Source organism: Brevundimonas sp. GW821-FHT12C05 (genome assembly GCF_058807475.1).
In genome coordinates this window covers 147483-171183 of sequence record NZ_JBXAQS010000003.1, presented here as the reverse complement: position 1 = coordinate 171183, position 23701 = coordinate 147483, and the positions used below count along the sequence as shown (strand labels likewise).

The window sequence follows — 23701 nt, the reverse complement described above, 5'->3', positions numbered from 1 at the left end:
CGCCCTTCCTGCCACCATGACGCGTCTGCCCTAACGGTCCGTCAACGGCCCGTTCCGACGGCCTCCGAGACGGTGGAGAAACCGTCCGCGCGCAGGCGCGCGGCGAGGTCGCGCTTGATCCGCGACACTAGGCCGGGACCCTCGTAGATCAGGGCGGAATAGATCTGGATCGCCGAAGCGCCGGCGCGGATGCGGGCCCAGGCTTCGGCCCCGGAATCGATGCCGCCGACCGCGATCAGGGGCAGCTTTCCGGCCGAGGCGGCGGCGGCGGCGCGAAGCGCGTCCAGCGCCCGCGTTCGCAGCGGGGCGCCCGACAGACCGCCGGCCTCGCTCTTGTCCGGCGAGCGCAGGGTGTCGGGGCGGTCCAGTGTCGTGTTGGACACGATCAGCGCGTCCAGACCGTGATCCAGGCTGGCCTCGACGATCATGCCGATCTCGTCGGCGGTCAGGTCGGGCGCGATCTTCAGGAAGACGGGCGTCGGGTCTTCGCCGCGCGCCGCCGCCAGCCGCCCCAGCAGATCGTCCAGCGCCGCCCGGCCCTGGAGGGCGCGCAGGCCCGGCGTATTGGGCGAGGAGACGTTGACGGTGACGTAGTCGGCCAGGCCCTTCAGCCGAACCAGACCGGCGACATAGTCCGCCGCCTTGTCCTCGGTGTCCTTGTTGGCGCCGAGGTTGGCTCCGATCACCGCCGTCCTCGGGCGGTGCGCCAGACGGTCCGCGAAGGCCTCCAGTCCGGCGTTGTTGAAGCCCATGCGGTTGATGATCGCCCGATCCTCGCTGAGCCGGAACAGGCGCGGTTTCGGATTGCCGGGCTGGGCCAAGGGAGTGACCGAGCCGCATTCCACGAAGCCGAAGCCCAGGCGCGCCAGCCCGTGCAGGGCCTCGCCGTTCTTGTCCAGGCCGGCGGCCAGTCCGACCGGATTCGGCAGGTCCAGCCCGGCCAGGCGGGTGTGCAGCACGGGATCGTCAACGCCCGGCGCGGGCAAGGGCGTGACCTGCAGCGCCTTGATCGCCAGCTGGTGGGCCATCTCCGGATCGAGGCGGCGCAGCAGGACGGCGCCCAGATCTGTCAGTCCCATCCGACAGCTCCGTCCTCGAATCGCATGATCCCCTCCGCATCCACCGACAGGCCGCGTTCCTCACGGGCGGCGGAGACGGGCAGGGGGGCGAACAGGTGCGGGAACAGATCGCCGCCGCGCGAGGCCTCCCACTTCAAAGCCTCGCCCAGGAGCGTGAGATCGACGGCGACCAGCAGCAGATCGGTCCGCCCGGCGTAGTGGCGCCGCGCCGTCTCGGCCAACTGACCTGAGGCGGACATGTGGATGTAGCCGTCCGCCAGATCGACGGTGGAGCCCGCATAGGCTCCGGCGGTTCGGGCGCCCTCCCATTCGGCGCGGTCGACCAGCTTGTAGGCGATCTCGCTCATTCGGCGATGTCCCGCGGCTGCAGGAAGCCTTCGAAGGTGCAGCGTCCGGCCACATCCACCGTGAACAGGGCCGCGGCGCCGGGCGGGAAGCCGCCGCTCATACGGTCCAGCACGGACGGCGAGGCGGCGCTCTCGATCAGGTACTCGACAGCCAGCAGGTGAACGCCCGGATTGTGCGCCACCACCAGCAGGCAGCCGGCTTCGTCTTCCACCGCCTCGATGTGGCGGCGCAGGGTGTCGGCCGAGCCGTTGTAGAGCGGCTCGTCCTCGCGCACCTGGACATCGCCCAAGGCGTCGTGGACCAGGTTCCAGGTCTGGCGGGTGCGGGAGGCGGGGGAGACCAGCGCCAGGTCCGGGCGCACGCCCCTGGCCGCCAGGGCGCGGCCCATCAGGGCGGCGTCGCTCCGGCCACGCGCCGACAGGTCGCGGTCGCGGTCACGGCCGGAGCCGCTCGCCCGTTCCGCCTCGGCGTGGCGCATCAGGATCAGTCGCTGCATGGGCCGCCTTTACGGGTGTTCGCCCGGTCCCGCCAGATCACGGCCGGCGCGGGAGGCCGGTTGGGGCTGCAGCGCGGAGTTCCGCACCGGCGCGGTGGCCACCGCGCCGCCGGGACGGGCCTTGGCGTAGGCCTGGCGAGTGGCTTCCAGCAGGATGACTCCGGCGGCGCCCGGCAGCACATGCTTGCCGATCTGCTCCAGTCCGTCGGCCAGGGGCAGAAGCGGACCCCACGGCGGCACATACAGGGTCTGGGACCAGGCCGTGGGCTCCAGCCCGGCCTCGCGCACCAGCCGTTCCAGCTGGCGACGGGTGAAGGGCCGTCCGTGGCCGAAGGGGGTGTTCTCGGACCGCGCCCACAGGCCGCCGCGCGCCGCCGCCACCAGGATGACCCGGCCCGCCGGGGCCAGCGCCCGCACCGCCTCCAGCATGAGGGCCTGGGCGTCCTCGGCCTCTTCCAGCGCATGGACCATCAGGATGCGGTCGAACGATCCGGCGGCGAACGGCAGGCGGCGGTCCTCGACCAGCACGGTGCGGTTCTTGCCCGCTTGCGGCCACAGCTCGACGCCTTGACCACCCGGCATGGCGGCGACCACCCGGCGCGCGCCGATAAAGGCCTCTAGCCACGGCGTCGCATAGCCGAGGCCCAGCACGTCGCAGTTGCTGGCCTCGCCCCAGGCGTCCTCCAACCGGCGGGCCAACAGCCGGCGGGCCAGCGCGCCCGCCGGCTCGCCGTAGAATATCCTCAGGTCCTCGATGCTGCGCCGCATGGACCCAGCATAGACCCGCCGGGGGGCGGCTGCCAGAATGGCGTCATGACCCTCGAAATCCGCCTCTTTCCTTGCCTGAACGACAACTACGGCTTCCTGGTGCGCGACACGGCGACCGGGACCGTCGCAACGGTCGATACGCCCGACGCGGCGGCCATACTGGCCGAGCTGGAGCGGTCGGGCTGGGGGCGGCTGGACCTGATCCTGAACACCCACTGGCACCCCGATCACACCCAGGGCAACGCCGCCCTGCAGGCTGAGACCGGCTGCGAGATCGTCGGCCCCGAGGAGGTGCGCAAGGCCGCTCCGCTGGATCGCGTGGTGCGTGGCGGCGACGTGGTGATGCTGGGCGAGACGGCGCTGGAGGTGTCGGACGCGCCCGGGCACACACTCGGCCACATCGTCTATCGTGCGCCGTCGGATCATCAGGCCTTCGTCGGCGACGTCCTGTTCACCCTGGGTTGCGGCCGCCTGTTCGAAGGCACGCCGGACCAGATGTGGGACAGCCTGCGGACGCTAGCCGCCTGGCCGGAGGAGACGGTGATCTGGTGCGCCCACGAATATACCGCCGCCAATGCCCTCTTCGCCCTCAGCCTCGACGACCGGCCGGAGATGCGGGCGCGCGCCGAGCAGATCATGGCGATGCGCGAGCGGGGCGAGCCCACGGTGCCCACCACCATCGGCGCCGAGAAGGCCTTCAATCCGTTCCTGCGGGCGACGGACGCGGCGGACTTCGCGGCCCGGCGTGCGGCCAAGGACGGCTTTACCGGCTAGGGGTCGGGTCCTGCGGCAGGAAGGCGCGGATCACCCGCGCCGAGGACGGGCGGCCTGCGACGCCCTGCGTCGGGGCGACCACGATGCGCAACTCGCCGCGCACATAGGTGACCGCCGTGCTGCCGCCCTGAACGATGACGATGCGGCGCAACTGGTTCAGCGACGACCGGCCCGTGGGCGAGCGGGCGATGCGCAGCACCGCGTCGGTCGACAGGATCAGGGCTTCGACGGTCAGGCCCTCGGCGTCCGCGTCGGTGTCGACATTGATCTCGATCAGCCGGCCCATGGTCTGGCTCATCATGGCGCTGCGGCGCGTCATCAGCTGGAACAGCTGCGCCGGTCCCAGCGAGGGCTGGGTCAGGGCCTCCCCCGGCCCCGCCAGCGAGACGGGCGACCCGCCCGGCGCACGGCTGGTGAAGACCGTCATGCCGCCGCCCGGCGTCACACGCAGGATCTGCTGGCCCGCGTCGTTGCGATAGATGACGTCCCCGCGGGGCGCGGCGGTGGGGCGCAGCACCCAGGTCTCATCGCGGCGGTCGAAACGCAGCAGGGGCCGCTGGCCCGACCGGTCCAGGGTGAAGGCCTCGCCCGATTCCGACATGTAGCGTCCGACGGGCGGGGGGGCGAGGTTGACCCCGCCGCGGTTGCGCAACGCCTGGCTCTGCTCGGCCTGGGCGTTGCCGCGCTCCTGGGCGAAGACCTGCGGAGCGGTGAATGCAGCAGACAGCAACGCCGCCGCCGCGATGGCGAGCGCCATCACGGTCGGAAGCGGTGAGCGCGCCATTCTGACACTTGCCGTCAACTCCATGGCGGACTTGGTGCAATCGTCACGCGGCGGATTTTGGGCGGGGATCGGATCAGCCGACCAGATACTGACCGCCGTTCAGCGACAGGGTGCAGCCTGTGACATATCCGGCACGTTCGCCGGCCAGCCAGGACACCATGTCGGCAATTTCCTCACCTTTTCCGAGTCTTCCAACCGGAATCTGGGCGATGATTCCGGCCAGGACCTTCTCGTCCATCGCGCCCACCATCTCGGTGTCGATGTAGCCGGGGGCGATGCAGTTCACGGTCACGCCCTTGCGCGCATTCTCCAGCGCCAGCGCCTTGGTGAAGCCGATCATCCCGGCCTTGGCGGCGGAATAGTTGGTCTGGCCGATCTGGCCCTTCTGGCCGTTGATCGAGGAGATGTTGACGATGCGGCCGAAGCCGCGGTCGCGCATGCCGTTGATCACCTGGCGCGTCATGTTGAAGACGCTGTCCATGTTCACCCGGATCACGTCCGACCATTGGTCGTGGCTCATCTTGTGGAAGAAGCCGTCGCGGGTGATCCCGGCGTTGTTGATCAGCACGTCGATGGGGCCCAGCTCGGCCTCCACGTCGGCCACGGCGCGGGCGCAGTCGTCGTAAGAGCCGACGTTGCCCTTCACCACCATGACGCCCAGTTCGCGGGCGGTGGCCTCGGCGGCTTCGGCGTTGCCCGAATAGCCGGCGGCGACGGCCATGCCGTCCTCCTTCAGCCGCTGCACGATGGCCTTGCCGATCCCGCGGGTTCCGCCCGTCACCAGAGCCACTCGAGCCATTTTGCGTTTCCCTGTCCCTTAAGCCGTCTCTGCCGGACGCCCTTGAGGACTACGCTTTAGCTTGCAGGTCGTTGCGCGAAAAGCCGCTGTTACGCGGCTTTTCAAAAACCCGGCGCGTTCGCGGTCCCCGGCGATACCGCATCGCAGCAACAAAAAGTTGTGACATGCAACCCATGGTATTCCTGACGTCGTCGTCGATACTCCCCGCATCAAGGGAGGACGCCATGAAACTGCTTGTTCTGCTGGCCGCCGGCGCGGCCCTGACGCTGGGGGTCGCCCCGGCCGGAAGCGCGGCGCCGCCGCTCGCCGAGAGCTGCCACGCCGATTGCTTCACCCGGTGCCAGGCCCTGTATCCGAACGACGTCGAACTGATCAGTTCGTGTACGAACGGCTGCGTGCTGTTCGAGTGCAACGGAGACCCCTGGCCCTGAACCCTGGCGCCAGGTCAGGCCGTGCTGAGCCCGCCGCGCGCCGCGCCGATCATTTCAGTTTGGTGATCAGGGCCTGGGCCGCCGCCGGATTGCGTACTTTGGCCCCGGCGATGAAGTAGGCGAACACGTCGCCGCGTTTGGCCCAGTCCTTCGCCCGCGCCGCGATCCCGTCCAGTTCGGCCGAGGTCATGCCGGTCGGCTCATCCGGCTTGCTCGACATCAGGCGCGCGTAGGTGAAATCGGCCGTCGGCAGGTCGATCTTGGGCCATTCCGGCGCCTCGTCATCCTCGGCATAGACGATGGCGGCGCCGTACTTGGCCGCCAGATCGTAGAACTGTTGGGTGTCGAAGGTCGGGCTGCGGACCTCCAGCGCGTGCCGCAGCCGAATGCCGTCCTTCTCCTTGGGCAGCAGCTTCAGGAAGCCCTCGAAGTCGACCGGGTCGAACTTCTTGGTGGCCATGAACTGCCAGTTGATCGGCCCCAGCTTGTCGCCCAGCGCCGTCAGGCCCTGATCCAGGAACCGCTCGAAACTTTCATTGCCCTCCGACAGCACCTTGCGATTGGTGCAGAACCGGCTGGCCTTCACCGCGAAGACGAAGTCGTCCGGCGTCTCGTCGCGCCACTTCATCCACGTCTCGGGCTTGAAGCCGGAGTAGTAGGTGCCGTTGATCTCGATCGAGCTCAGCTCGCTGGAGGCGTACTCCAGCTCCTTCTTCTGGCTGAGTTTCTCGGGATAGAAGACGCCGCGCCACGGCTCGAAGGTCCAGCCGCCGATGCCGACGCGAATGGTTCCGGTCATGTGATCCTCTCCCTGTCGCCCAAGGACCTAGGATCAGACCGCCGATCCCACAAGCGCCCGATAGGCCGCCGTCGCCTGCGCGCGGGCCGTATCGTCATCCAGCAGGCGGCGCGAATGCCCGTAGGCCAGCACGATGCCCTTGAACTGGAACACCAGGATCTCGAGCGCGACGCTGTCGGCGCCGGGGTTCAAGGTCCGGAACTCGCGCTTCAGCGTCTTCGCCCAGAGGATCTGGCTGTCCTTCAAGGTGTCGCGCAGCGGACCCGGCTGATCGTCCAGTTCAATCGCCGCCGCCTTCAGCGGGCAACCGCCGGGCCGGTCCTCGCCGTCGATCCAGTCCAGCTCGCCCTGGAAGATACGGTCCAGACGCTCGCGGCCCTGCGCCAGTGGCTCGGCCGGGGCCCAGACGGCGGCGGTGAAGCGGGCGATCATGGCGTCGACCACCTCGGCCTGCAGCGCCTCCTTGGACTGGAAATGCTTGAGGACGGCGCTCTTTGACACGCCCGCCGCGCCGGCCACGTCGGCCAGGCTGACCGCCGCCAGCCCGCGCACGGTGACCTGGGCCATCGCCTCGTCGATCAGCCGGGCATGGGTGGACTCGCCCTTGGGCGGCATCAGCGGAAATCCTGTTGACTCAAAGTGACCGATCGGTCACTTATAGGTGTACGACCGGTCACTTTTATCCGATCCCGGTCGTTCTGACCATCCCTTCCGAGGAGGAAGCGCCATGCTTCTCATGTCCCTGATGACGACGGCCCTTCTGGCCGTTCAACCTGCGCCGGCTCCCACCGGCGCTTCGGCCACCCTGGTCCAGCCGCGAGAGATCCGGCTGAACCTGGACGGCCGCAACTGGGCCTGCGGTCCGGACGGCGCCTGCGTCGGCCGTGGCGGCGGCGCGGCCCAGCCGCTGATGCGCGAATGCCGCCGGTTCGTGGCCCGCACCGGCGCCGTGTCCGGCTTCAGCCGCGGCGGCCTGGCGCTGACCGAGGCCGAGATCGTCCAGTGCAACACGGCCGTGGCCGCCTGAGGCCTCAACTCCGCGTGGCGCAGGCGGCCGGCCGTCACTCGATCACCGCCTCGATCCCGGCCAGCAGGCTGGCGGCGGTGATCGGCTTGGCGACATGGCTGTCGGCGCCGGCGGCCATCGCGTCCTGGCGGTGTTCGATCATGGCGTTGGCGCTCAGCATCACGATCGGGGTGCGCCCTCGGCCGGGGGAGGCCGCCTCCAGCGCACGGATGGCGCGGGTCGCCGTGAGGCCGTCCATCACCGGCATCTGCATGTCCATCAGGACGAGGTCGAAATCGTCGTCCTCGAACGCCGCGACCGCCTGGGCGCCGTCTCCGGCGATGACCACCTCGGCCCCCTGGCTGGACAGGATCAGCTGGACGACCCGCTGGTTCGTCGGATGGTCTTCGGCCAGCAGGACGCGCAGCGCGCGCGCCGCCAACGGATGGGCGGCCCCTCCGCCGCGGGTGTCGCGCGCATCGTAGTCGTCCAGGCTTTGCTCCCGCGCCAGCGGCAGGACGAAGCGGAAACGGCTGCCCACGCCGGGCGCGGACTGGGCCTCGATCTCGCCATCCATCATCTCGACCAGCGAGCGGCAGATCGACAAGCCCAGACCGGTGCCGCCGAAGCGGCGCGTGATGGTGCTGTCGGCCTGGTTGAAGCGTTCGAACAAGTGCGAGGCGTGGTGGGCGTCAAAGCCGACGCCGGTGTCCTCCACCGAAATCGCCAGCCGGTCCGCCTCCATCTGGATGCGTACGGTGATTGCGCCCTCGGCGGTGAACTTGACCGCGTTGGACAGCAGGTTGCCGAGGATCTGGCGGATGCGGGTGCTGTCGCCGCGGAACATGCCGCGCGCCTCGGGGTCACGCTCGATGCGGAAGGCCAGGCCCTTGTCCTCGGCCCGAGTCTGCATGACCGCGATAGGCTCCAGGGCCTCGTCCAGATCGAACGGGCGCGACTCCAGGTCCAACTGGCCCGCCTCGATCTTGGAGACATCGAGGATGTCGGACACCAACCGCTCCAGCGTCACGCCCGAACTGCGGATCAGGTCGACCATCTCGGTCTGGCCGGCGTCCAGCGCGGTGCGTGACAGGGCGTCGACGATGCCGATGACCCCGTTCAGGGGCGTGCGGATTTCGTGGCTCATATTGGCCAGGAAGTCGGACTTGGCGCGGTTGGCGGCCTCGGCCGCCGCCTTGGCGTCCAACAGAGCCTGCTCGGCGGCGACCCGGTCGGTCACGTCGCGGGCCATGCCGTAGATGCGGTCGCCGGACCGCTGGGCGCGCCATTCCAGCGTGCGGTAGTGGCCGTCCTTGTGACGATAGCGGTTGATGTGGCCCACCACGGGGGCGCCGGGCCGCCGGTTCTCGACCTCGCGCGCGCTGTCCCGGGTCCCGGGCAGGTCGTCGGGGTGAACCAGGTCCAGCAGATAGGTCCCTTGCAGCTCCCCCGGCGAATAACCCATGGCCGCCTGCCATGACGGGCTGACCCGAACCAGGCGCCCGTCCAGATCGCGGATGACCAGCAGATCGAGGGAGACGTCGAAGAAGGTGGCCAGCTCCGCCTGCCCCTCCGCGCCGGGCGCGGTGTCGTCGTTGGAGCTGGTGGCGGGGGCAGGGCAGGTCATCGTCGAGGGCCGTCCGCGGGAAACTGAGACATCAACCTTAACGCCCCGACGTTAAGGTCCGATTGCGCGCGGTCCGCGTCAAATCGCCATGCCCGGGCCGCCGGACCGGAGCGTCAGCCGCGCAGTTCCAGGACGTTGCCGTCGGGGTCTGCGAAGTAGATCGACACCGCCTCGCCCGTGGAGCCGTACCGCAGGCCTTCCTCGCCCGGCTCGACGCCATGAGATTTCAGGTGGGCGCGCACGGCTTCGATCTCGAAGGCGGCGATGCGCAGGCACAGGTGATCCATGTTGCGGCCTTCCGGACCGGGCGCCGCCCCGCCCTTGGCGCCCAGAACGCCATCGACCGGGACCAGATCGATCAGGGCCTCGCCGGCCCGCAGCTGGATCAGGCCGATATCGTCGCGGCGACGTTCGACGGTGCAGCCGACCACGTCGCAATAGAAGGCGATCATCGCCTCCGGGTCGCGGGTGCGGATCACCACGTGGTCGATACCGAGGGGGCGCATCAGTAGGCGAAGTCGCGGTAGAGGCGGGTCAGGTCGCCCTGCCATTCGCCGTTGTAGAGGTCCAGCAGCCGCTCGGCCGGGGTCACGCCGCTGGCGGCGATGTCTTCCAGCTCGGACAGGTAGCCGCGCTCATCCACCATGCCGCCCGAGAAGCGGGCGCGGTTCTTCAGCCCCTGGCGGGCGATCTCGACCATGTCTTTGGCGACGGCCTGCACGGTGCGGCCGCCGACCTCGGCCTTGAGGCCCAGCCGGGTCACGTCGCGGCGCAGGCGCTCGTGATCGGCGATGTCCCAGTCCTTGACCAGGTCCCAGGCGGCGGCCAGCGACGGGGCGTCGTACAGCACGCCCGCCCACAGCGCCTGCAGGGCGCAGATGCGGCTCCAGGGCCCGCCGTCGGCGCCGCGCATCTCGAGATAGGCCTTCAGCCGCACCTCTGGGAAGAGCGTCGTCAGGTGGTCGTTCCAGTCCTTCAGCGTGGCCAGTTCGCCGGGCATGTCGTCCAGCCGGCCGTCCATGAATCTCCGGAACGAGCGGCCCGACAGGTCGATGTAGTGACCGCCGCGCTTGGCGAAATACATAGGCACGTCCAGCGCATAGTCGGCGTAGCGCTCGAAGCCGAAACCGTCCTGGAAGACGAAGTCCAGCATGCCGGTGCGGTCCGGATCGGTGTCGGTCCAGACGTTGGCGCGGGCGGTCAGGAAGCCGTTGGGCTTGCCTTCCGTGAACGGAGAGTTGGCGAACAGGGCGGTCGCGATCGGCTGCAGCGCCAGGGCGGTGCGGAATTTGGCGACCATGTCGGCTTCGCTTTCGAAGTCGAGGTTCGACTGGATGGTGCAGGTGCGTAGCATCATGTCCAGGCCGAGATCGCCCTTCTTGGGCATGTAGGCGCGCATGATCCCGTACCGGCCCTTGGGCATGATCGGCACGTCCGCCCGGCTCCACATCGGGTCGAAACCGGTGCCGAGGAAGCCGAGGTTCAGCTGGTCGGCGACCGACTTGACCTCCATCAAGTGCTGGCCGGTCTCGTTGCAGATGTCGTGCACGTCCTTCAGGGGCGCGCCCGAGAGCTCGAACTGGCCGCCGGGCTCCAGGCTGATGGAGGCGGTCATGCCCTCGGCGTTCTTGCGCTCCAGGGCGATGACGTTCTCGCCCTCATAGACCTTGTCCCAGCCGAAGCGGGTCAGGCCGTCCAGCATGGCCTTGATGCCGTTGGGGCCTTCATAGGTCGGACGACGCAGGGTCGAACGGTCGAAACCGAACTTTTCGTGCTCGGCGCCGATGCGCCACTGGTCGCGAGGCTTGGCGCCCTTCGACATGGCCCCGATCAGGTCTTCGCGGGAAAGCGGCGCGGTGTCGGCCATGGATGTCTCAAGCCCCTCGTGTCGCGGCTAGATGGGCGGGAAGCGGCCCTTGCTCAAGGGGCAGACGGAATTGGAACGGTCCCGGCGGCGGTTTCGTCGGACTCGCGGCGGAAAAAACAGGGTGCGAACAGTGCGAACAGTGCGATTCCATCGTTCCGTATTCTGGCTCGCCGATGCGTCAATTCCGGTCGGATCAGCGGTCCCAATCGCCGATGGCCGCCTGCCACAGGGTCAAGGCGGTGGTCGCGGCGGTGTCGGCCCGCAGCACGCGCGGTCCCAGCGACACGGCGGTGGTGAAGGGCAGGGACCGCAGCCGGTCGCGCTCTTCAGGCGTGAAACCGCCCTCGGGCCCGATCAGCACGGCCCACGCGGATCCGCCCGCGGCCTGCAGCGCCTTTATCGCCGGCTCCCCGCCGGTCTCGTCGCAGAACATCAGCCGGCGCGAGGCGTCCCAGTTGTCGAGGATCGCATCCAGTTTCGACGGTTCGTCCACCGGCGGCACATCCAGCCGCCCGGTCTGTTCGGCGCTCTCCTCGGCGATGGCGTCCAGCCGATCGAGGCGCAGGTGCTGGGGCTGGGTTCGAGCGGTGGCGACCAGCCGGATCCGCGCGGCGCCTAGTTCGGTCGCCTTCTCCACCGCGAACTCCAACGCCGCCTTCTTCACCACGGCGATCAGCAGGTGAATGTCGGGCGGATTGATCTGGTCGCGCACCCGTTCCTCGGCGCGCAGCACCACGCCCTTCTTCAGCACCTCGGCGATGGCGCAGCGCCACTCGCCGTCCTTGCCGTTGAAGACCCGCAGCTCATCCCCGGCCTTCAGCCGCATCACCTGGGTCAGGTAGCGCGACTGGTCGAGCGTCGGCGCGAGCGCGGCGCCGGGAGACAGGGGCTGGGGGATGTGGAGGCGAGTCATTCGGCCAACCTCTCCTTGAGAAGTTCGATGGCGATCGTGAAGGCCGCGATCCTGCGGGTGAGCAGGGTGTGCTGGGCCGTGCCGGGGGTGAGACGGACCAACGCCTTTTCGCATTTGGACAGGGTCGACTCGATCGCCCGCAGCGCCTCTCTGAGATCGTGTTCGGTATGGGCGGTCATTGAGCCGATCCCATAATCCTAACCCCAGCACGCGTCGACCGCGCCGGCGACCCAGGCCCTAGAGCGTGCGCGCGATCAGCAGCTTCATGATCTCGTTGGTGCCGCCGTAGATGCGCTGGACGCGGGCGTCCTTGTACAGCTGGGCGATCGGGTACTCGTTCATGTAGCCGTAGCCGCCGTGGAGCTGGAGCATCTCGTCGATGACCTCGCCCTGGATGTCGGTGACCCAGTATTTGGCCATCGAGGCCGTGGCGGCGTCGAGCTTGCCTTGCAGGTGCAGGCCCATGCAGTGGTCGACGAAGACCTTGGCGACGGTCAGCTTGGTCTTGACCTCGGCCAGCTTGAACTGGGTGTTCTGGAAGTCGATGACCCGCTTGCCGAACGCCTTGCGCTCCTTGACGTAGGCCAGCGTCTCCTTGAGGCCGCGCTCGGCGGCGGCGACGCCCTGAATGGCGATGTTCAGCCGTTCCTGCGGCAGTTGCTGCATCAGGTGGATGAAGCCCTGGCCCTCGGTTCCGCCGATGATGTTCTCGGCGGGGACCTTCACATCGTTGAAGAACAGCTCGGAGGTGTCGTTGGCCTCCATGCCGATCTTGTGCAGGTTCCGGCCGCGCTCGAAGCCTTCAGCGCCGTCGGTCTCGACGACGATCAGGCTGGTGCCCTTGGCGCCCTCGGCCGGATCGGTCTTGGCCACGACGATGATGAAGTTGGCCAGCTGGCCGTTGGTGATGAAGGTCTTGGAGCCGTTCAGGACGTAGTGGTCGCCCGACTTGATGGCCGTGGTCTTCACACCCTGCAGGTCGGAACCCGCGCCCGGCTCGGTCATGGCGATGGCGCCGACCAGTTCGCCGGTCTGCAGCCGCGGCAGCCAGCGCGCCTTCTGCTCGGCCGTGCCGTAGTGCCAGACGTAGGGCATGACGATCGCGTTGTGCAGCGAGATGCCGAAGTGATCCGCGCCCTTCCAGCCCAGCTGGCGCATCAGCACGACCTCGTGGCGGTAGTCGCCGCCGAAGCCGCCGTCCTCTTCCGGCATCGACAGGCCCAGCAGGCCCGCATCCCCGGCGTCGTTCCACAGCTGCCTCGGCACCGAGGCGTCGGCGATCCACTGCTGGACCTTCTCCAGCGGCGCATGCTCGTCGATCCACTTGCCGACGCTGTCGGAGAAGAGGGTGATCTCCTCTTCCTGCATGAAGGCGGGGTCGGGGCTGTTGAGGACGTTCATGGCTTCACTCGGCATTGTCCCTCCCTCGCCGGGCGAGGGAGGGTCGTTTCAGTCCGTGACTGCGTGCGTCACGTCACGGCAGTCAAATCCGTCCTCAGAACGAGTCCGCCGGCATGGCCATCAGCACGTCAGCGCCGGTCTTCATCTTGATCAGGTGCCCGGCGGCGTCAGGCAGGATGCGCTCGACGAAGTAGCGGCCGGTCTGAAGCTTGGCGGTGTAGAACGGGTCGGCCGAACCGGCGTCGATCTGCTTCTGGGCGGCGATGGCCATCTGGGCCCAGACATAGGCCAGGGCCGTGATGCCGAAGATGTTCAGATAGTCGGTCGAGCCGGCACCGGCGTTGTCCGGGTTGGCCATGCCGTTCTGCATCAGCCACATGGTGCCGTCCTGCAGCTTCTTCTTGGCGTCGGCCAGGCCGTCGATGAAGGGCTTCACGGTCTCGCCGGCGTCGTTGTGCTCCGCCACGAAGGCGTCGATGTCGCCGAACCAGCTCATGATGGCGCGTCCGCCGGCGGACGGCAGCTTGCGGCCCACCAGGTCCAGGGCCTGGATGCCGTTGGTGCCCTCGTAGATCATGGTGATCCGCGCATCGCGCAGATACTGGCTGGCCGGGAAGTGTTCGGTGTAGCCCGAACCGCCGTGAACCTGCATGGCCAGCGAGGCGGCGTGGAAGCCCTTGTCGGTCAGATAGGCTTTCAGCACCGGGGTCAGCAGACCCATGTAGTCCTTGGCCTTGGTGGCCACGGCCTCGTCTTCCGACTTCTCCAGATCCGACTGCAGCGCGGTCCACAGGATGAAGGCCTGGCCGCCTTCGACGAAGGCGCGGGCCTCCAGCAGCATGCGGCGCACGTCGGGGTGGACGATGATCGGATCGGCCGGGCCGTCGGGGTTCTTCGTCCCGGTCAGCGAACGGCCCTGCAGGCGGTCCTTGGCGAACTCGGCGGCGGCCTGGTAGGCGGCGGTGCCGATGGCCAGGCCCTGCAGGCCGGTGCCGAGGCGGGCCTCGTTCATGACCACGAACATGTTGTTCATGCCCCGGCCTTCCTCGCCGATTAGCCAGCCCTTGGCGCCGTCGTACTGCATGACCGCGGTCGCGTTGCCGTGGATGCCCATCTTGTGCTCGAGGCCGGCGCATTCCAGCGTGTTGCGCTCACCGATCGAGCCGTCCTCGTTGACGAGGAATTTAGGCACCAGGAACAGCGACAGGCCCTTGATGCCCGGGACCGCGCCTTCGACGCGGGCCAGGACCGTGTGGATGATGTTGTCGGCGAAGTCGTGCTCGCCGGCCGAGATCCAGATCTTCTGGCCGGTGATCGAATAGCTGCCGTCGCCATTCGGGACGGCCTTGGTGCGGACCATGCCCAGGTCGGTGCCGCACTGCGGCTCGGTCAGGTTCATGGTGCCGGTCCATTCGCCGGTCGTCATCTTGGGCAGGTATTTCGCCTTCAGCTCATCCGAGGCGTTGGCGTGGATGCCTGCCCAGGCGCCGGCCGTCAGGCCCGGATACATCGAGAAGGCCGCCGAGGCGCCCGCGGTGAACTGGCCCACGGCCGAGCCGACGACCGAGGGCATGCCCTGGCCGCCGTAGGCCGGGTCCATCATCAGCGAGGGCCAGCCGGCCTCGACCATCTGGTGATAGGCTTCCTTCCAGCCCTTGGGCGTGGTGACCACGCCGCCCTCGGCCCAGTGGCAGCCTTCCTTGTCGCCCGGATTGTTGATCGGGGCGATGACCTCGTCCGAGAAGCGCGCGGCCTCCTCGAGGATCTGCTGCGCCAGCTCGGACGACACGTCCTGGAAGCCCGGCTGGTTGGTGTAGCGGTCGATCTCCAGCACCTCGTTCAGGATGAACGTCAGGTCACGGACGGGGGCTTTGTAGGCCATGCGTCAGGCTCTCGCTTTGAAGGGCTGGTGGTGATGGTCGATGTTCAGGCGAGCCTTCATCAGGGTCGCGTATTCTTCGGCGCCGGGCAGGAGGTCGGGGCGGAACTCGCCCAGCTTCTCCTCCATCCACCGGCAGGCTTCCTCAGCCGTTTCGATGGCGCCTTCGATGTCGTCGAGTTGCTGCTTCAGCGCGGCGATCTGGGCGCGATGCTGGCGCAGGGCCACGGCCATCTGGTGGGCGTTGTGGTCCTTGCGGTCGTACAGATCCAGCATCGACTGGATCTCCTGCAGGCTGAAGCCGATGCGACGGCCGCGCAGGATCAGCTTCAGGCGGGCGCGGTCGCGGGCGTCATAGACGCGCGTCTGTCCCTTGCGGGCCGGATTGAGCAGGCCCTTGTCCTCATAGAACCGCAGGGCGCGCGCCGTGGCGCTGAACTCGCGGCACAGCTGGCGGATCGAATAGGTGCGGTGGTCGTCGACGGTCGCCATGCGCGAAGTTCTAGACCGAACTTGACGTGCACGTAAAGGGAAGGTTTGGCCGAGGCTGTAGGCGGGGAGGGCTGGCTCTCAAGCGAAGGGCCGCGACGTTTCCGCCGCGGCCCTGCCGCCTAGCGCCTAGCCGCCCTCGCGTGTCAGCGAACTTCGCGCGCCCGCATCCACAAGACCGGCGCGGTCATGGCGATCAGAATCAGGTTGGTGACCGCCGGGCCGACGTCCATGCCGGTCGCGTGGAAGGTCAGCATGACGGTTTCCAGCAGCAACAGGCCTGAGGCGGCGACGACCAGCAGCGGGCGGCCGTGCTTCCACGAGGCCAGCGGGGCCAGCAGTAGGACGGCCAGCGCGATCTCGGCGACGCCGAGGCCGCGCGTGAAGTTCTCCGACACCAGGGCCGGCCACTTCATCAGGTCGGTCAGGTTCGCCAGCGGCTCGCTCAGCTTGGCGTAGCCGGCGGCGATGAAGAACATCGCGATCCAGCCCTGCAGGGTCCACAGGGTCAGGTTACGGTAGCTCGCGTTCAGCCGCGAGCGGGCGGGATTCAGGGTCTGAGAAGTCATTGTCGATGACGCCCGTCGGGCGCTCTTGTTATTTGCAACAGTTGCGAGATCGGATCGACCGAGCCGTTCCGCAAGGGGGCGCAGCGATAACGTAACCATCCGTGACCGCCTTCTGCGGGAGCCCCACGGCCAAAGCGTGGCCGTATTCATAAATCGTTGTAATGCGACCGGCCTTTCCGCCCGGTTAAGCCGGTCCCGGGGTGAATCGTACTGACAGGTCATGACGGGGCTCCCGGGCGGACGGGCCGGCGGGGCGCGCCGGCCAGGACATCTCTACCGCCACCCTGCTGCCAGTTGCTGTCAGCAGCCTTACATGGGCGACTTCAGGCCTCTGCCGTGACGGGGGTGGGCGACGCATCGGCGGCGGCGCTGATCTGGGCGTCGGCGGCATAGAGGAAGGCCAAGGCGACGATCGTCAGGCACAGGCCGGCGGCGAAATGTTCCAGGCAGGAGGCGGCGCGCCCCAGGATGATGCTGGTGGTCATGGTCTTGTTCCTTGATGTGAAAGAGCGGGATGGGCTCCGAGGGATCGGGCCCGGGGGTCAGAGGTGGAAGAGCTCTTCCACCGGCCGGTTCAGCGCTCGCGCCGCCCTGAAGGCCAGGGTGACGGACGGGTCGTAGAAGCCGTTCTCCATGGCCCGGAGCGTCCGGAGCGAGATGTCCAGCCGGCAGGCCAGCTCGGCCTGCGTCAGGTTCTGTTCGAGGCGCAGGGCCTTCAGCGGATGGGGCGCGCTCATTGCGCCCGCTCCCACTGCTCGCGGCCGAACCGGCTCAGAGCGAGAAGGATCGCGGTGATGAGCAGGACCGTGCCGACGGACGGCGCCTGTCCCCAGACCGTCGGCCAGAAGGGGATGGGCTCGGGCATGTCCGAAACGATCACGACGATGGCCAGAAGGAAGATCGCGATCTCGCCCCGCGAAGGGGTCCAGGCCGCTTTGGTCGGTGCGGGCGGGTTGGTCATGTCAAGGCTCCCTGTCGTTGTGACAAGGGTGTTTTACATCACGCTCGCGTCGAGTCAAGCGTCTTTTACATCATGACAAGCAGGCTTTCCGAAGACCTGCTGGAACGGCCTCAGGCCGCGGCCTCTTCGTCTTCCGTCGGCTGGGGGCCTTCGTTGCGGGCCAGGAGTTCGCCAGGCTGGCAGTCCAGTTCGCGGCACAGGGCCTCGAGGGTGCTGAACCGGACGGCGCGGGCCTTGCCGGTCTTCAGGATCGACAGGTTGGCCAGGGTGACCCCGACCCGGTCGCTGAGCTCGGTCAGGGACATCCGGCGTTCGAGTAGCAGGCGATCCAGTTGAACATTGATGGACATCTCCCCGCCTCCCTCAGACCGTCATCTGCTGGTCGTCGCGCATGGCGGAGCCTTGGCGGAACACCTCGGCGAGCATGAAGACGATCAGGATGCCCAGCCAGGCGCCGAGATCGAGCTGATAGTCGAGGTCGTCGATAATCCCCCTGGGGACCGTGAAGGCGAGGATGGCGGCGCTGATCTGCACCCCGATCAGACCGAGCCCGACTCCCTGCAACCGCCCGACATTGGCGCGTTCGAAGGCGTCGCCATTGTTCACCGCCAGGAACATCCGGCGTAGGCGGTTCAGGATCCACCAGGTGCTGAGCGTCGCCACGAAGGCGGCGAGGAAGGTGGCGCGTTCGTTGAGAAGAAGTGTCCGCATGCCCGCGTCCTCATCCGACAGGCCGTCGATGAAGCCGGCGGCGAAGTCCGGCACGACGAGCGAAGCCAGCAGCAACAGGGCCGTCGCGACGACCGCGAAGGTCACGAACACGTTCACGAACCCGAGGACCCAGCGCAGGACGCTGGCGACGGAGCGACGACCGATGAGCTTCATTTGACTATCTCCCCCGCCACAACGGGCGGCCATGTCGATAGTCGATATGGCGGTATCGATTATCGATCAAGGAAATTGTCGATAAACGATATGAAACTTTCGTAAGGTTCAGGCGCGGGCGGCTCGTGTCGCCTCCAGTCGGGCCAGCTTGTCGTGCAGGAGCGACCAGTCGTCGGCGGCGTCGATGGCGGCCCAGATCGCCTCGACCTCGTCGATCAGCATCTCCTCCGGCTCGGCCGCCGCGAAGATGGGATGTTCCAGCCGCTCGGGGCGGTCGGGCTCATGCTCGAACAGGGCGAAGCGGAAGTCGGCGAAGGCCTTGGTCTGGTACAGGGCCGCGCGCGGACCGGCCAACGCCCGGGCCGAGGAGGCGAAGCCGCCGAACCAGTCGTGGAAAAGGGGCTCCCAGCGGATCGCCTCGCCGCCCTCGCGCTGCAGGGCCAGGGTGGAGTCGAGCAGCCGCTGGTCCGCCGCCTCGCCGAGGCTCTTCACGCCCAGCCGTTCCAGGAAGGCGGCGCGCAGGTGGCGGATGTAGGCTGGGCCGAACCCGTTCAGGGCCTCGGTCAGGACTTCGGCGTCGGCCGCCAGCTTCAGCGCGCCGCCCAGCTGGGTCAGGGCCCAGAACACCGCCTCGGGCTGGCGCGCGAAGGCGTAGAGGCCGGTCTGGTCGAAATAGGCGGCGGTGAAGCCCGGCTCGTAGAAGGGCAGGAAGCGCCACGGGCCGTAGTCGAAGCTCTCGCCCGTGACGTTCAGATTGTCGGTGTTGAGCACCCCGTGCACGAAGCCGGCGGCGATCCAGCGCGCGGTCAGCCGGGCCGAGGCCTCGACAACGGCGGCGAGGAAGCCCGGGACGTCGCCTTGCGCAACCTGCGGGTGGTAGAGCGAACGCGCGTGTTCGACGAGGGCCTCGATCATATCGGGCCGCCCGAAATACGCCGCGCGCTGGAAGGTGCCGAAACGGATGTGGCTGTGCGACAGCCGCACCAGCACTGCCGAGCGGGTGGGGGAGGGTTCGTCGCCGCGTTCCAGGTCCTCGCCGGTCTCGATCAGGCTGAAGGCCCGGCTGGTCGGGACGCCCTGGGCTTCCAGCATCGTCGCCGCCAGCACCTCGCGCACGCCGCCCTTGAGCGTCAGCCGCCCGTCCGCGGTCCGCGACCAGGGCGTCGTGCCCGAGCCCTTGGTGCCGAGATCCAGCAGATGGCCTTGATCGTCGCGGAGTTGCCCCGCCAGGAACCCCCGCCCGTCGCCGAGGTCAGGGTTGTAGGTGCGGAACTGGTGCCCGTGATAGCGCATCGCGATCGGTCCGGGCTGGCCGGGCAGGGGTTCGAACCGGCCGAAATGGGCGATCCATTCCGCGTCCGAGAGCGTCTCCAGCCCCACGGTGGCCGCGGCCCGGTCGTTGCGGAAGCGCAGGATGGTCTCTGGAAACTCCGCCGCCCGCACGGGGTCGCCGTATTCGTCCCCCAGATCGAAGAAACGTGGCTCGGGGCGGTAGGCGGGAGAGACGGGCATCCGCGCCAGATGCGGTCTGTGCGCCTGCGAAGCAACCGTCCGGTCTTGCGTCTTCGCCTTGAACCGACGGCTCGCCGCCGTATGGTGGCCGCAGAGATCAGGCCCGCGTCCTCTCCTGGGCGTCGGGTCAGGCCGGCGCGCCTCCTGCGAATCCGGTCCGGCGTCCGTCGATAACCTGGCGCCACTGACCTTTACGATCGGAGGCCCCATGGCGCGCAAACTCACCCTCGAATTCCTCAAGACCGAGGCCGGCTCCGGCGCGGTGCTGGGCCTTGCGGCGATCGCCGCACTGATCGTCGCCAACTCACCGTGGTCGGCCGATTACTTCGGCTGGCTGAAGAGCGAGCACATCGTCCGGCTCGGACCCGTGATGCTGGAGCTGACGATCTCGGAGTGGATCAAGGAAGGCCTGATGGCGGTCTTCTTCCTCGTGGTCGGGCTGGAGATCAAATACGAGATCTTGCGCGGCGAACTCAGCGATCCGCGCAAGCTGGCGACGCCCGTGCTGGCGGCGGTGGGCGGCATGCTGGTCCCGGCCGCGGTCTATCTGGCCTTCTCGACGGCGCTGGGCGGGCCGCATGGCGGCTGGCCCATTCCGCTGGCTACCGACATCGCCTTCGCCCTGGCCGTCTTCGCCATGGTGGCGCGCAATCTGCCGTCGTCCCTGCGGGTCTTCCTGCTGACCCTGGCCATCGCCGACGACCTTGGCGCCATCGCCCTTATCGCCATCCTGTTCTCCAAGGGGGTGGCGATCGGCCCGTTGCTGTGGGTCGCGGGCCTGCTTCTGGTCGGCGCTGTCGTGGCTCAATGGAAGAAGATTCCGGCGCCCTTCTGGGTGCTGGGCTTCGGCCTGATCTGGTATCTGACCGTGCAGTCCGGCCTGTCGACCTCCCTGACCGCCGTGGCCTTCGCCGCAATCGTGCCGGTCAAGGATCGCCGCTCGGACGGCCAGAGCCCGCTGCAGGAGGCCATGCACGACCTGCATTTCTACGTGGCCTATCTGATCCTGCCGCTGTTCGCCTTCGCCAAGGCGGGGGTCAGTTTCGCGGGCCTGTCGCTGGAGCAGGCTTTCGCCCCGCTGGTGCTGGGGATCGCCCTGGGTCTGTTCATAGGAAAGCAGGTCGGGGTCTTCGGGGCCGCGGTCCTGGCGTCCGCCGTCGGCATCGGACGCCGTCCGACCGGGGCGACCTGGCTGGAGCTGTACGGCGTCAGTCTGCTGTGCGGCGTCGGTTTCACCATGAGCCTGTTCATCGGCATTCTGGCCTTCCCCGGGGCGATCGACTCGCCCGAGCAGGTTGAGGTCAAGCTGGGGGTGCTCGGCGGGTCTATATTATCAGCGATCACCGGAGCGGTGGTTCTTGGGATTGCAGCCTCGCGGCGCAAGAAATTGGCCGAAACCGACGCGGATACTCACAGTAGTTGAGCGAATATTGACGTAACGTCATCGCTTTCTGTCGCTTTTGCGTCACAGTCAGCCTTCACGCACCGGCGAAATGCTATCTGGGCGACCAGCGCTCCTTGTCGCTGAGTCCGGCCTGAGTTACCCCGGATACTGGAGTTTCGCGCTCCACGATAAGGGCGCGGACCAAGGGATCAGGAAACGCCACGACCACCGTCACACACGGGGGCGGGCCTATGTCGGGGAGCCATTGCATGCGCCTTACCAACCTTCTTCGCACCACCGTCTCAGCGGCAGTCGTCGGCGCCTGCGCCTTCGGCTTCGCCGGGGTCGCGTCGGCCCAGAGCGCCGGCCAGGACGCCCCGACGACCATCGACGACATCATCGTCACCGCCCAGAAGCGTGAGCAGAACCTTCAGGACGTGCCGATCGTGGTCACCAGCCTGCCGGCGGAAACGCTGCAGAACGCCGGCGTCCGCGACATCAAGGATCTGCAGATCCTGACCCCGGGCATGACCGTCACCTCGACGCAGTCGGAAGCCTCGACCACCGCCCGTATCCGCGGCGTCGGCACCGTCGGCGACAACCCCGGCCTGGAGAGCTCGGTCGGCGTGGTCATCGACGGCGTTTATCGTTCGCGCAACTCGGTCGGCTTCGGCGACCTGGGCGAGATGTCGCGCATCGAGGTCCTGAAGGGTCCGCAAGGCACCCTGTTCGGCAAGAATACTTCGGCGGGCGTGATCAACATCATCACCGAGGCCCCGTCCTTCACCCCGGGCTTCAACGCTGAAGCCACCGTCGGCAACTACGGCGCCATGGGCGTTTCGGGCTCGGTCACCGGTCCGCTCACCGACACCCTGGCCTTCCGCCTGTATGCTAGCCGTCGTGTTCGCGATGGCTTCTACGACATCGATCGGGGCGACGGTCCCCGCCAGAACGGCGACGACGCCAACCAGGACTTCTTCACGACGCGCGGCCAACTGCTTTGGCTGCCGAACGACAACGCCTCGGTCCGCGTGATCGCCGACTACACCAAGCGTGACGAGTATTGCTGCGCCGCCGTGCAGATCCGCACGGGACCGACCTATCCGTTCGTCGATGGGCTCTCGACCGGCACTGGGCAACGTCCGCCGGCGGCCGGCAATGGCGTGCTGCCGTTCTCGCGCACCGCCTTCTCCAACCGCGACACCGGCCAGTCGATCGAAGACAAGGGTCTCTCGGTTGAAGCCAACTTCGACCTGCCGTCACTGTTCGGCGGCTCGACCCTGACCTCCGTCACCTCCTGGCGCGACTGGTCCGGCGATATCGGCATGGATATCGATTATACGGGCGCCGATATCGCCTACCGGAACCAGGATGGCGAGTACGGCTATTCGGTCTCGAACCTGACGCAGGAGTTCCGACTGGCCGGCGCGACCGACAAACTGGACTGGCTGGTCGGCTTCTTCGCCACCAAGGAAGACATCACCCGCAAGGACAGCTGGTATTTCGGCGCCGACTACACGCCGTTCCTGTCGTTCCTGCTTTCGGCCCAGCTCAACGCCGCCTCGCAGGCCGTGCCGCCGGCCGCCGGCGGGCCCGTCGTCATCAGTCCTGCGGCCGTCAACTGCCTGACCGGAACCGGCGCCAACGCCACGTCCACCTATATCCGCAGTTGTTTGCAGGGCGCGGCCGGTTCCCCGCCGGCGGGTCCGGGCTTCACCGTGGGGCAGGGCTTCCGCGACTCCTACGACCAGGAATCAACATCGTACGCCATCTTCACGAACAACACCTGGCACGTCACCGAGCAGTTCGATGTGACGCTGGGCCTGCGTTACACGATGGATGACAAGAGCCTGGATGCTCAGCAGCGGAACACCAACGGCAACGGCGCCACCTGCGCCGCCGTCGGCGCCAACGCCACGGCCATCGCCGTTGCGCTGGGCTTCGGCGGACCGCCGAACGCCGGCGCCGCGCAGACCATTGTCGGCAACGCCTGCCTGCCCTGGTCGAACGCGGCCTACAACAACCGCAACATCTCCGAGAGCTTCGATGACGGCGAGCTGACGGGTACGATCAAGGCGGCCTATCGCCTGAACGACGAAGTCATGACCTATGTGTCGTACGCCCGCGGCTACAAGAGCTTCGGTTACAACCTGGATCGCGTGCAGACCGGCATCACGCCGAACGCCTCGCTGCTGTTCCCGTCGGAAGTCGTGGACAGCTACGAAGCCGGCGTGAAGATGACGCTGCTGAACCGCAGCCTGCTGCTGAACGCCACCTACTTCGACCAGACGTTCACCGACTTCCAGCTCAACACCTTCCTGGGCACCGCATTCGTGGTGGAATCTATCCCCGAGCTGACCTCGCGCGGCATCGACGCCGACTTCCTGTGGTTCACGCCCGTCGAGGGCCTGAGCTTCTCGGGCGGCGTCACCTACACCAAGGCTGAGTACGGCAACTTCACCGCCGCCGACCTGACCAACCCGGGCAACTTCCCGCAGCTGTCGCTGCTGCCGGGCGCCACGGCGTCGTTTGCGCCGGAATGGTCGGCCTCGGCTGCGATCAGCTTCGACCGTTCGGTCGGCAACGGCCTGCGCGCGGGCTTCAGCTTGGCCGGGAAGTACATGTCTGACTACAACACGGGTTCGGACCTGCTGCCCTACAAGCACCAAGACGCCTACACGACCCTGAACGGCCGGATCATGCTGGGCACCGAGGACGAGCGCTGGACGTTCGAGGTCTGGGCGCAGAACCTGACCGACGAAGAGTATGTCCAGGTCGCCTTCAACGCCCCGCTGCAAGGCTCGGCGTTCCAGTCGACGGTGCAGCCCAACGGGACCTTCTACAACCCGGCGCTGGATACCCAAACCTACGACGCCTACCTGGGCCAGCCGCGCACCTTCGGCGCGACCCTGCGCTTCAAATACTGATCG

The 23701-nt window shown here is 67.7% G+C and carries 28 protein-coding genes; 5 read left to right on the top strand and 23 right to left on the bottom strand.

Annotated elements, in window-relative coordinates; genetic code table 11:
- Positions 1-41: 41 nt before the first annotated feature.
- From AC1RRF_RS12985 to AC1RRF_RS12970, 4 genes are read right to left on the bottom strand one after another with little or no spacing between them, the layout of a single operon-like run.
- Complete coding sequence (locus AC1RRF_RS12985) at positions 42-1079, bottom strand: quinone-dependent dihydroorotate dehydrogenase (protein WP_492835172.1); 1038 nt, start codon at positions 1077-1079, stop codon at positions 42-44.
- Positions 1070-1426, bottom strand: coding sequence for a DUF952 domain-containing protein (locus tag AC1RRF_RS12980; RefSeq protein ID WP_492835171.1), 357 nt, complete (start codon positions 1424-1426; stop codon positions 1070-1072). Before AC1RRF_RS12980 ends, AC1RRF_RS12985 begins: the two co-directional genes overlap by 10 nt.
- Entirely contained in the window at positions 1423-1923 is a 501-nt protein-coding gene (locus AC1RRF_RS12975) for a SixA phosphatase family protein (RefSeq protein ID WP_492835169.1), read from the bottom strand. The genes AC1RRF_RS12980 and AC1RRF_RS12975 overlap by 4 nt, the downstream gene beginning before the upstream one ends.
- A 9-nt stretch (positions 1924-1932) precedes the next feature.
- A complete protein-coding gene (locus AC1RRF_RS12970; RefSeq protein WP_492835168.1) occupies positions 1933-2691 on the bottom strand; it encodes a class I SAM-dependent methyltransferase in 759 nt (252 codons plus the stop codon).
- Between the two features lie 45 nt (positions 2692-2736).
- Here AC1RRF_RS12970 and gloB point away from each other — a divergent pair, with 45 nt between their 5' ends.
- Positions 2737-3465, top strand: a complete 729-nt coding sequence (gene gloB, locus AC1RRF_RS12965) for a hydroxyacylglutathione hydrolase (RefSeq protein WP_492835166.1) — start codon at positions 2737-2739, stop codon at positions 3463-3465.
- On the opposite strand, the gene AC1RRF_RS12960 is transcribed toward gloB, so the two are convergent.
- On the bottom strand, positions 3455-4249 hold the full coding sequence (locus tag AC1RRF_RS12960; RefSeq protein WP_492835164.1) for a DUF4908 domain-containing protein: 795 nt from the start codon (positions 4247-4249) through the stop codon (positions 3455-3457). The genes gloB and AC1RRF_RS12960 overlap by 11 nt on opposite strands.
- Positions 4250-4322: 73 nt before the next feature.
- On the bottom strand, positions 4323-5048 hold the full coding sequence (phbB, locus tag AC1RRF_RS12955; RefSeq protein WP_492835162.1) for an acetoacetyl-CoA reductase: 726 nt from the start codon (positions 5046-5048) through the stop codon (positions 4323-4325).
- Positions 5049-5272: 224 nt separating this feature from the next.
- On the opposite strand from phbB, the gene AC1RRF_RS12950 reads away from it, so the two are divergent.
- Positions 5273-5479: a hypothetical protein gene (locus AC1RRF_RS12950; protein WP_492835160.1), complete on the top strand. Its 207-nt coding sequence runs from the start codon at positions 5273-5275 to the stop codon at positions 5477-5479.
- 49 nt (positions 5480-5528) lie between these two features.
- Here the strand turns inward: AC1RRF_RS12950 and AC1RRF_RS12945 are convergent, their stop codons facing one another.
- A complete protein-coding gene (locus AC1RRF_RS12945; RefSeq protein WP_492835158.1) occupies positions 5529-6278 on the bottom strand; it encodes a DUF72 domain-containing protein in 750 nt (249 codons plus the stop codon).
- A 33-nt stretch (positions 6279-6311) separates the two neighbouring features.
- Positions 6312-6893, bottom strand: coding sequence for a TetR/AcrR family transcriptional regulator (locus AC1RRF_RS12940; protein ID WP_492835156.1), 582 nt, complete (start codon positions 6891-6893; stop codon positions 6312-6314).
- 112 nt (positions 6894-7005) lie between these two features.
- On the opposite strand from AC1RRF_RS12940, the gene AC1RRF_RS12935 reads away from it, so the two are divergent.
- Entirely contained in the window at positions 7006-7305 is a 300-nt protein-coding gene (locus tag AC1RRF_RS12935) for a CC_3452 family protein (protein WP_492835154.1), read from the top strand.
- A gap of 34 nt (positions 7306-7339) precedes the next feature.
- On the opposite strand, the gene AC1RRF_RS12930 is transcribed toward AC1RRF_RS12935, so the two are convergent.
- The 15 genes from AC1RRF_RS12930 to AC1RRF_RS12860 all read right to left on the bottom strand — a co-directional run bounded on the left by AC1RRF_RS12930 (position 7340) and on the right by AC1RRF_RS12860 (position 19387).
- Positions 7340-8911 (bottom strand): ATP-binding protein, encoded by a 1572-nt coding sequence (locus tag AC1RRF_RS12930; RefSeq protein WP_492835152.1) that lies wholly within the window; start codon positions 8909-8911, stop codon positions 7340-7342.
- Positions 8912-9024: 113 nt separating this feature from the next.
- Positions 9025-9417, bottom strand: a complete 393-nt coding sequence (locus AC1RRF_RS12925; protein WP_492835150.1) for a VOC family protein — start codon at positions 9415-9417, stop codon at positions 9025-9027.
- The gene (locus AC1RRF_RS12920) at positions 9417-10778 is read right to left on the bottom strand and encodes a glutamate--cysteine ligase (protein ID WP_492835148.1); all 1362 of its coding nucleotides are present in this window, start codon (positions 10776-10778) and stop codon (positions 9417-9419) included. Before AC1RRF_RS12920 ends, AC1RRF_RS12925 begins: the two co-directional genes overlap by 1 nt.
- A gap of 193 nt (positions 10779-10971) precedes the next feature.
- On the bottom strand, positions 10972-11691 hold the full coding sequence (locus AC1RRF_RS12915) for a 16S rRNA (uracil(1498)-N(3))-methyltransferase (protein WP_492835147.1): 720 nt from the start codon (positions 11689-11691) through the stop codon (positions 10972-10974).
- Positions 11688-11870, bottom strand: coding sequence for a hypothetical protein (locus AC1RRF_RS12910; RefSeq protein WP_492835145.1), 183 nt, complete (start codon positions 11868-11870; stop codon positions 11688-11690). Before AC1RRF_RS12910 ends, AC1RRF_RS12915 begins: the two co-directional genes overlap by 4 nt.
- Positions 11871-11928: 58 nt before the next feature.
- Positions 11929-13092, bottom strand: a complete 1164-nt coding sequence (locus tag AC1RRF_RS12905) for an acyl-CoA dehydrogenase family protein (protein WP_492835407.1) — start codon at positions 13090-13092, stop codon at positions 11929-11931.
- Positions 13093-13186: 94 nt separating this feature from the next.
- Positions 13187-14974 (bottom strand): acyl-CoA dehydrogenase C-terminal domain-containing protein, encoded by a 1788-nt coding sequence (locus tag AC1RRF_RS12900; protein ID WP_492835143.1) that lies wholly within the window; start codon positions 14972-14974, stop codon positions 13187-13189.
- Between the two features lie 3 nt (positions 14975-14977).
- Positions 14978-15463 carry a MerR family transcriptional regulator gene (locus AC1RRF_RS12895; protein WP_492835141.1) on the bottom strand — a complete coding sequence of 162 codons (486 nt, stop codon included), beginning with the start codon at positions 15461-15463 and terminating at the stop codon, positions 14978-14980.
- Positions 15464-15606: 143 nt separating this feature from the next.
- Positions 15607-16029: a DoxX family protein gene (locus AC1RRF_RS12890; protein WP_492835139.1), complete on the bottom strand. Its 423-nt coding sequence runs from the start codon at positions 16027-16029 to the stop codon at positions 15607-15609.
- 323 nt (positions 16030-16352) lie between these two features.
- Positions 16353-16514: a hypothetical protein gene (locus AC1RRF_RS12885; protein WP_492835137.1), complete on the bottom strand. Its 162-nt coding sequence runs from the start codon at positions 16512-16514 to the stop codon at positions 16353-16355.
- 57 nt (positions 16515-16571) lie between these two features.
- Positions 16572-16766: a helix-turn-helix transcriptional regulator gene (locus AC1RRF_RS12880; RefSeq protein ID WP_492835135.1), complete on the bottom strand. Its 195-nt coding sequence runs from the start codon at positions 16764-16766 to the stop codon at positions 16572-16574.
- Positions 16763-16990, bottom strand: coding sequence for a hypothetical protein (locus AC1RRF_RS12875; protein WP_492835133.1), 228 nt, complete (start codon positions 16988-16990; stop codon positions 16763-16765). Before AC1RRF_RS12875 ends, AC1RRF_RS12880 begins: the two co-directional genes overlap by 4 nt.
- 110 nt (positions 16991-17100) lie before the next feature.
- Positions 17101-17340 carry a helix-turn-helix domain-containing protein gene (locus AC1RRF_RS12870; protein WP_492835132.1) on the bottom strand — a complete coding sequence of 80 codons (240 nt, stop codon included), beginning with the start codon at positions 17338-17340 and terminating at the stop codon, positions 17101-17103.
- Positions 17341-17353: 13 nt separating this feature from the next.
- Positions 17354-17875, bottom strand: a complete 522-nt coding sequence (locus AC1RRF_RS12865) for a DUF2975 domain-containing protein (protein ID WP_492835130.1) — start codon at positions 17873-17875, stop codon at positions 17354-17356.
- 108 nt (positions 17876-17983) lie between these two features.
- Complete coding sequence (locus AC1RRF_RS12860; protein WP_492835128.1) at positions 17984-19387, bottom strand: protein adenylyltransferase SelO family protein; 1404 nt, start codon at positions 19385-19387, stop codon at positions 17984-17986.
- A gap of 208 nt (positions 19388-19595) precedes the next feature.
- On the opposite strand from AC1RRF_RS12860, the gene nhaA reads away from it, so the two are divergent.
- The gene (nhaA, locus tag AC1RRF_RS12855) at positions 19596-20810 is read left to right on the top strand and encodes a Na+/H+ antiporter NhaA (RefSeq protein ID WP_492835126.1); all 1215 of its coding nucleotides are present in this window, start codon (positions 19596-19598) and stop codon (positions 20808-20810) included.
- A gap of 230 nt (positions 20811-21040) precedes the next feature.
- Positions 21041-23698, top strand: coding sequence for a TonB-dependent receptor (locus AC1RRF_RS12850; RefSeq protein WP_492835124.1), 2658 nt, complete (start codon positions 21041-21043; stop codon positions 23696-23698).
- Positions 23699-23701: the final 3 nt, after the last annotated feature.

What these genes read in the sequence shown, in the direction of transcription:
- AC1RRF_RS12960 (WP_492835164.1), bottom strand. Translation starts at nt 4,249, where the DNA reads ATGGCGCGCTCACCGCTTCCGACCGTGATGGCGCTCGCCATCGCGGCG.
- AC1RRF_RS12925 (WP_492835150.1), bottom strand. Translation starts at nt 9,417, where the DNA reads ATGCGCCCCCTCGGTATCGACCACGTGGTGATCCGCACCCGCGACCCG.
- AC1RRF_RS12930 (WP_492835152.1), bottom strand. Translation starts at nt 8,911, where the DNA reads ATGACCTGCCCTGCCCCCGCCACCAGCTCCAACGACGACACCGCGCCC.
- AC1RRF_RS12970 (WP_492835168.1), bottom strand. Translation starts at nt 2,691, where the DNA reads ATGCGGCGCAGCATCGAGGACCTGAGGATATTCTACGGCGAGCCGGCG.
- AC1RRF_RS12945 (WP_492835158.1), bottom strand. Translation starts at nt 6,278, where the DNA reads ATGACCGGAACCATTCGCGTCGGCATCGGCGGCTGGACCTTCGAGCCG.
- AC1RRF_RS12865 (WP_492835130.1), bottom strand. Translation starts at nt 17,875, where the DNA reads ATGAAGCTCATCGGTCGTCGCTCCGTCGCCAGCGTCCTGCGCTGGGTC.
- gloB (WP_492835166.1), top strand. Translation starts at nt 2,737, where the DNA reads ATGACCCTCGAAATCCGCCTCTTTCCTTGCCTGAACGACAACTACGGC.
- AC1RRF_RS12940 (WP_492835156.1), bottom strand. Translation starts at nt 6,893, where the DNA reads ATGCCGCCCAAGGGCGAGTCCACCCATGCCCGGCTGATCGACGAGGCG.
- AC1RRF_RS12915 (WP_492835147.1), bottom strand. Translation starts at nt 11,691, where the DNA reads ATGACTCGCCTCCACATCCCCCAGCCCCTGTCTCCCGGCGCCGCGCTC.
- AC1RRF_RS12910 (WP_492835145.1), bottom strand. Translation starts at nt 11,870, where the DNA reads ATGACCGCCCATACCGAACACGATCTCAGAGAGGCGCTGCGGGCGATC.
- AC1RRF_RS12850 (WP_492835124.1), top strand. Translation starts at nt 21,041, where the DNA reads ATGCGCCTTACCAACCTTCTTCGCACCACCGTCTCAGCGGCAGTCGTC.
- AC1RRF_RS12875 (WP_492835133.1), bottom strand. Translation starts at nt 16,990, where the DNA reads ATGACCAACCCGCCCGCACCGACCAAAGCGGCCTGGACCCCTTCGCGG.
- AC1RRF_RS12890 (WP_492835139.1), bottom strand. Translation starts at nt 16,029, where the DNA reads ATGACTTCTCAGACCCTGAATCCCGCCCGCTCGCGGCTGAACGCGAGC.
- nhaA (WP_492835126.1), top strand. Translation starts at nt 19,596, where the DNA reads ATGGCGCGCAAACTCACCCTCGAATTCCTCAAGACCGAGGCCGGCTCC.
- AC1RRF_RS12950 (WP_492835160.1), top strand. Translation starts at nt 5,273, where the DNA reads ATGAAACTGCTTGTTCTGCTGGCCGCCGGCGCGGCCCTGACGCTGGGG.
- AC1RRF_RS12895 (WP_492835141.1), bottom strand. Translation starts at nt 15,463, where the DNA reads ATGGCGACCGTCGACGACCACCGCACCTATTCGATCCGCCAGCTGTGC.
- AC1RRF_RS12975 (WP_492835169.1), bottom strand. Translation starts at nt 1,923, where the DNA reads ATGCAGCGACTGATCCTGATGCGCCACGCCGAGGCGGAACGGGCGAGC.
- AC1RRF_RS12885 (WP_492835137.1), bottom strand. Translation starts at nt 16,514, where the DNA reads ATGACCACCAGCATCATCCTGGGGCGCGCCGCCTCCTGCCTGGAACAT.
- phbB (WP_492835162.1), bottom strand. Translation starts at nt 5,048, where the DNA reads ATGGCTCGAGTGGCTCTGGTGACGGGCGGAACCCGCGGGATCGGCAAG.
- AC1RRF_RS12870 (WP_492835132.1), bottom strand. Translation starts at nt 17,340, where the DNA reads ATGTCCATCAATGTTCAACTGGATCGCCTGCTACTCGAACGCCGGATG.
- AC1RRF_RS12985 (WP_492835172.1), bottom strand. Translation starts at nt 1,079, where the DNA reads ATGGGACTGACAGATCTGGGCGCCGTCCTGCTGCGCCGCCTCGATCCG.
- AC1RRF_RS12905 (WP_492835407.1), bottom strand. Translation starts at nt 13,092, where the DNA reads ATGAACGTCCTCAACAGCCCCGACCCCGCCTTCATGCAGGAAGAGGAG.
- AC1RRF_RS12900 (WP_492835143.1), bottom strand. Translation starts at nt 14,974, where the DNA reads ATGGCCTACAAAGCCCCCGTCCGTGACCTGACGTTCATCCTGAACGAG.
- AC1RRF_RS12860 (WP_492835128.1), bottom strand. Translation starts at nt 19,387, where the DNA reads ATGCCCGTCTCTCCCGCCTACCGCCCCGAGCCACGTTTCTTCGATCTG.
- AC1RRF_RS12920 (WP_492835148.1), bottom strand. Translation starts at nt 10,778, where the DNA reads ATGGCCGACACCGCGCCGCTTTCCCGCGAAGACCTGATCGGGGCCATG.
- AC1RRF_RS12980 (WP_492835171.1), bottom strand. Translation starts at nt 1,426, where the DNA reads ATGAGCGAGATCGCCTACAAGCTGGTCGACCGCGCCGAATGGGAGGGC.
- AC1RRF_RS12880 (WP_492835135.1), bottom strand. Translation starts at nt 16,766, where the DNA reads ATGAGCGCGCCCCATCCGCTGAAGGCCCTGCGCCTCGAACAGAACCTG.
- AC1RRF_RS12935 (WP_492835154.1), top strand. Translation starts at nt 7,006, where the DNA reads ATGCTTCTCATGTCCCTGATGACGACGGCCCTTCTGGCCGTTCAACCT.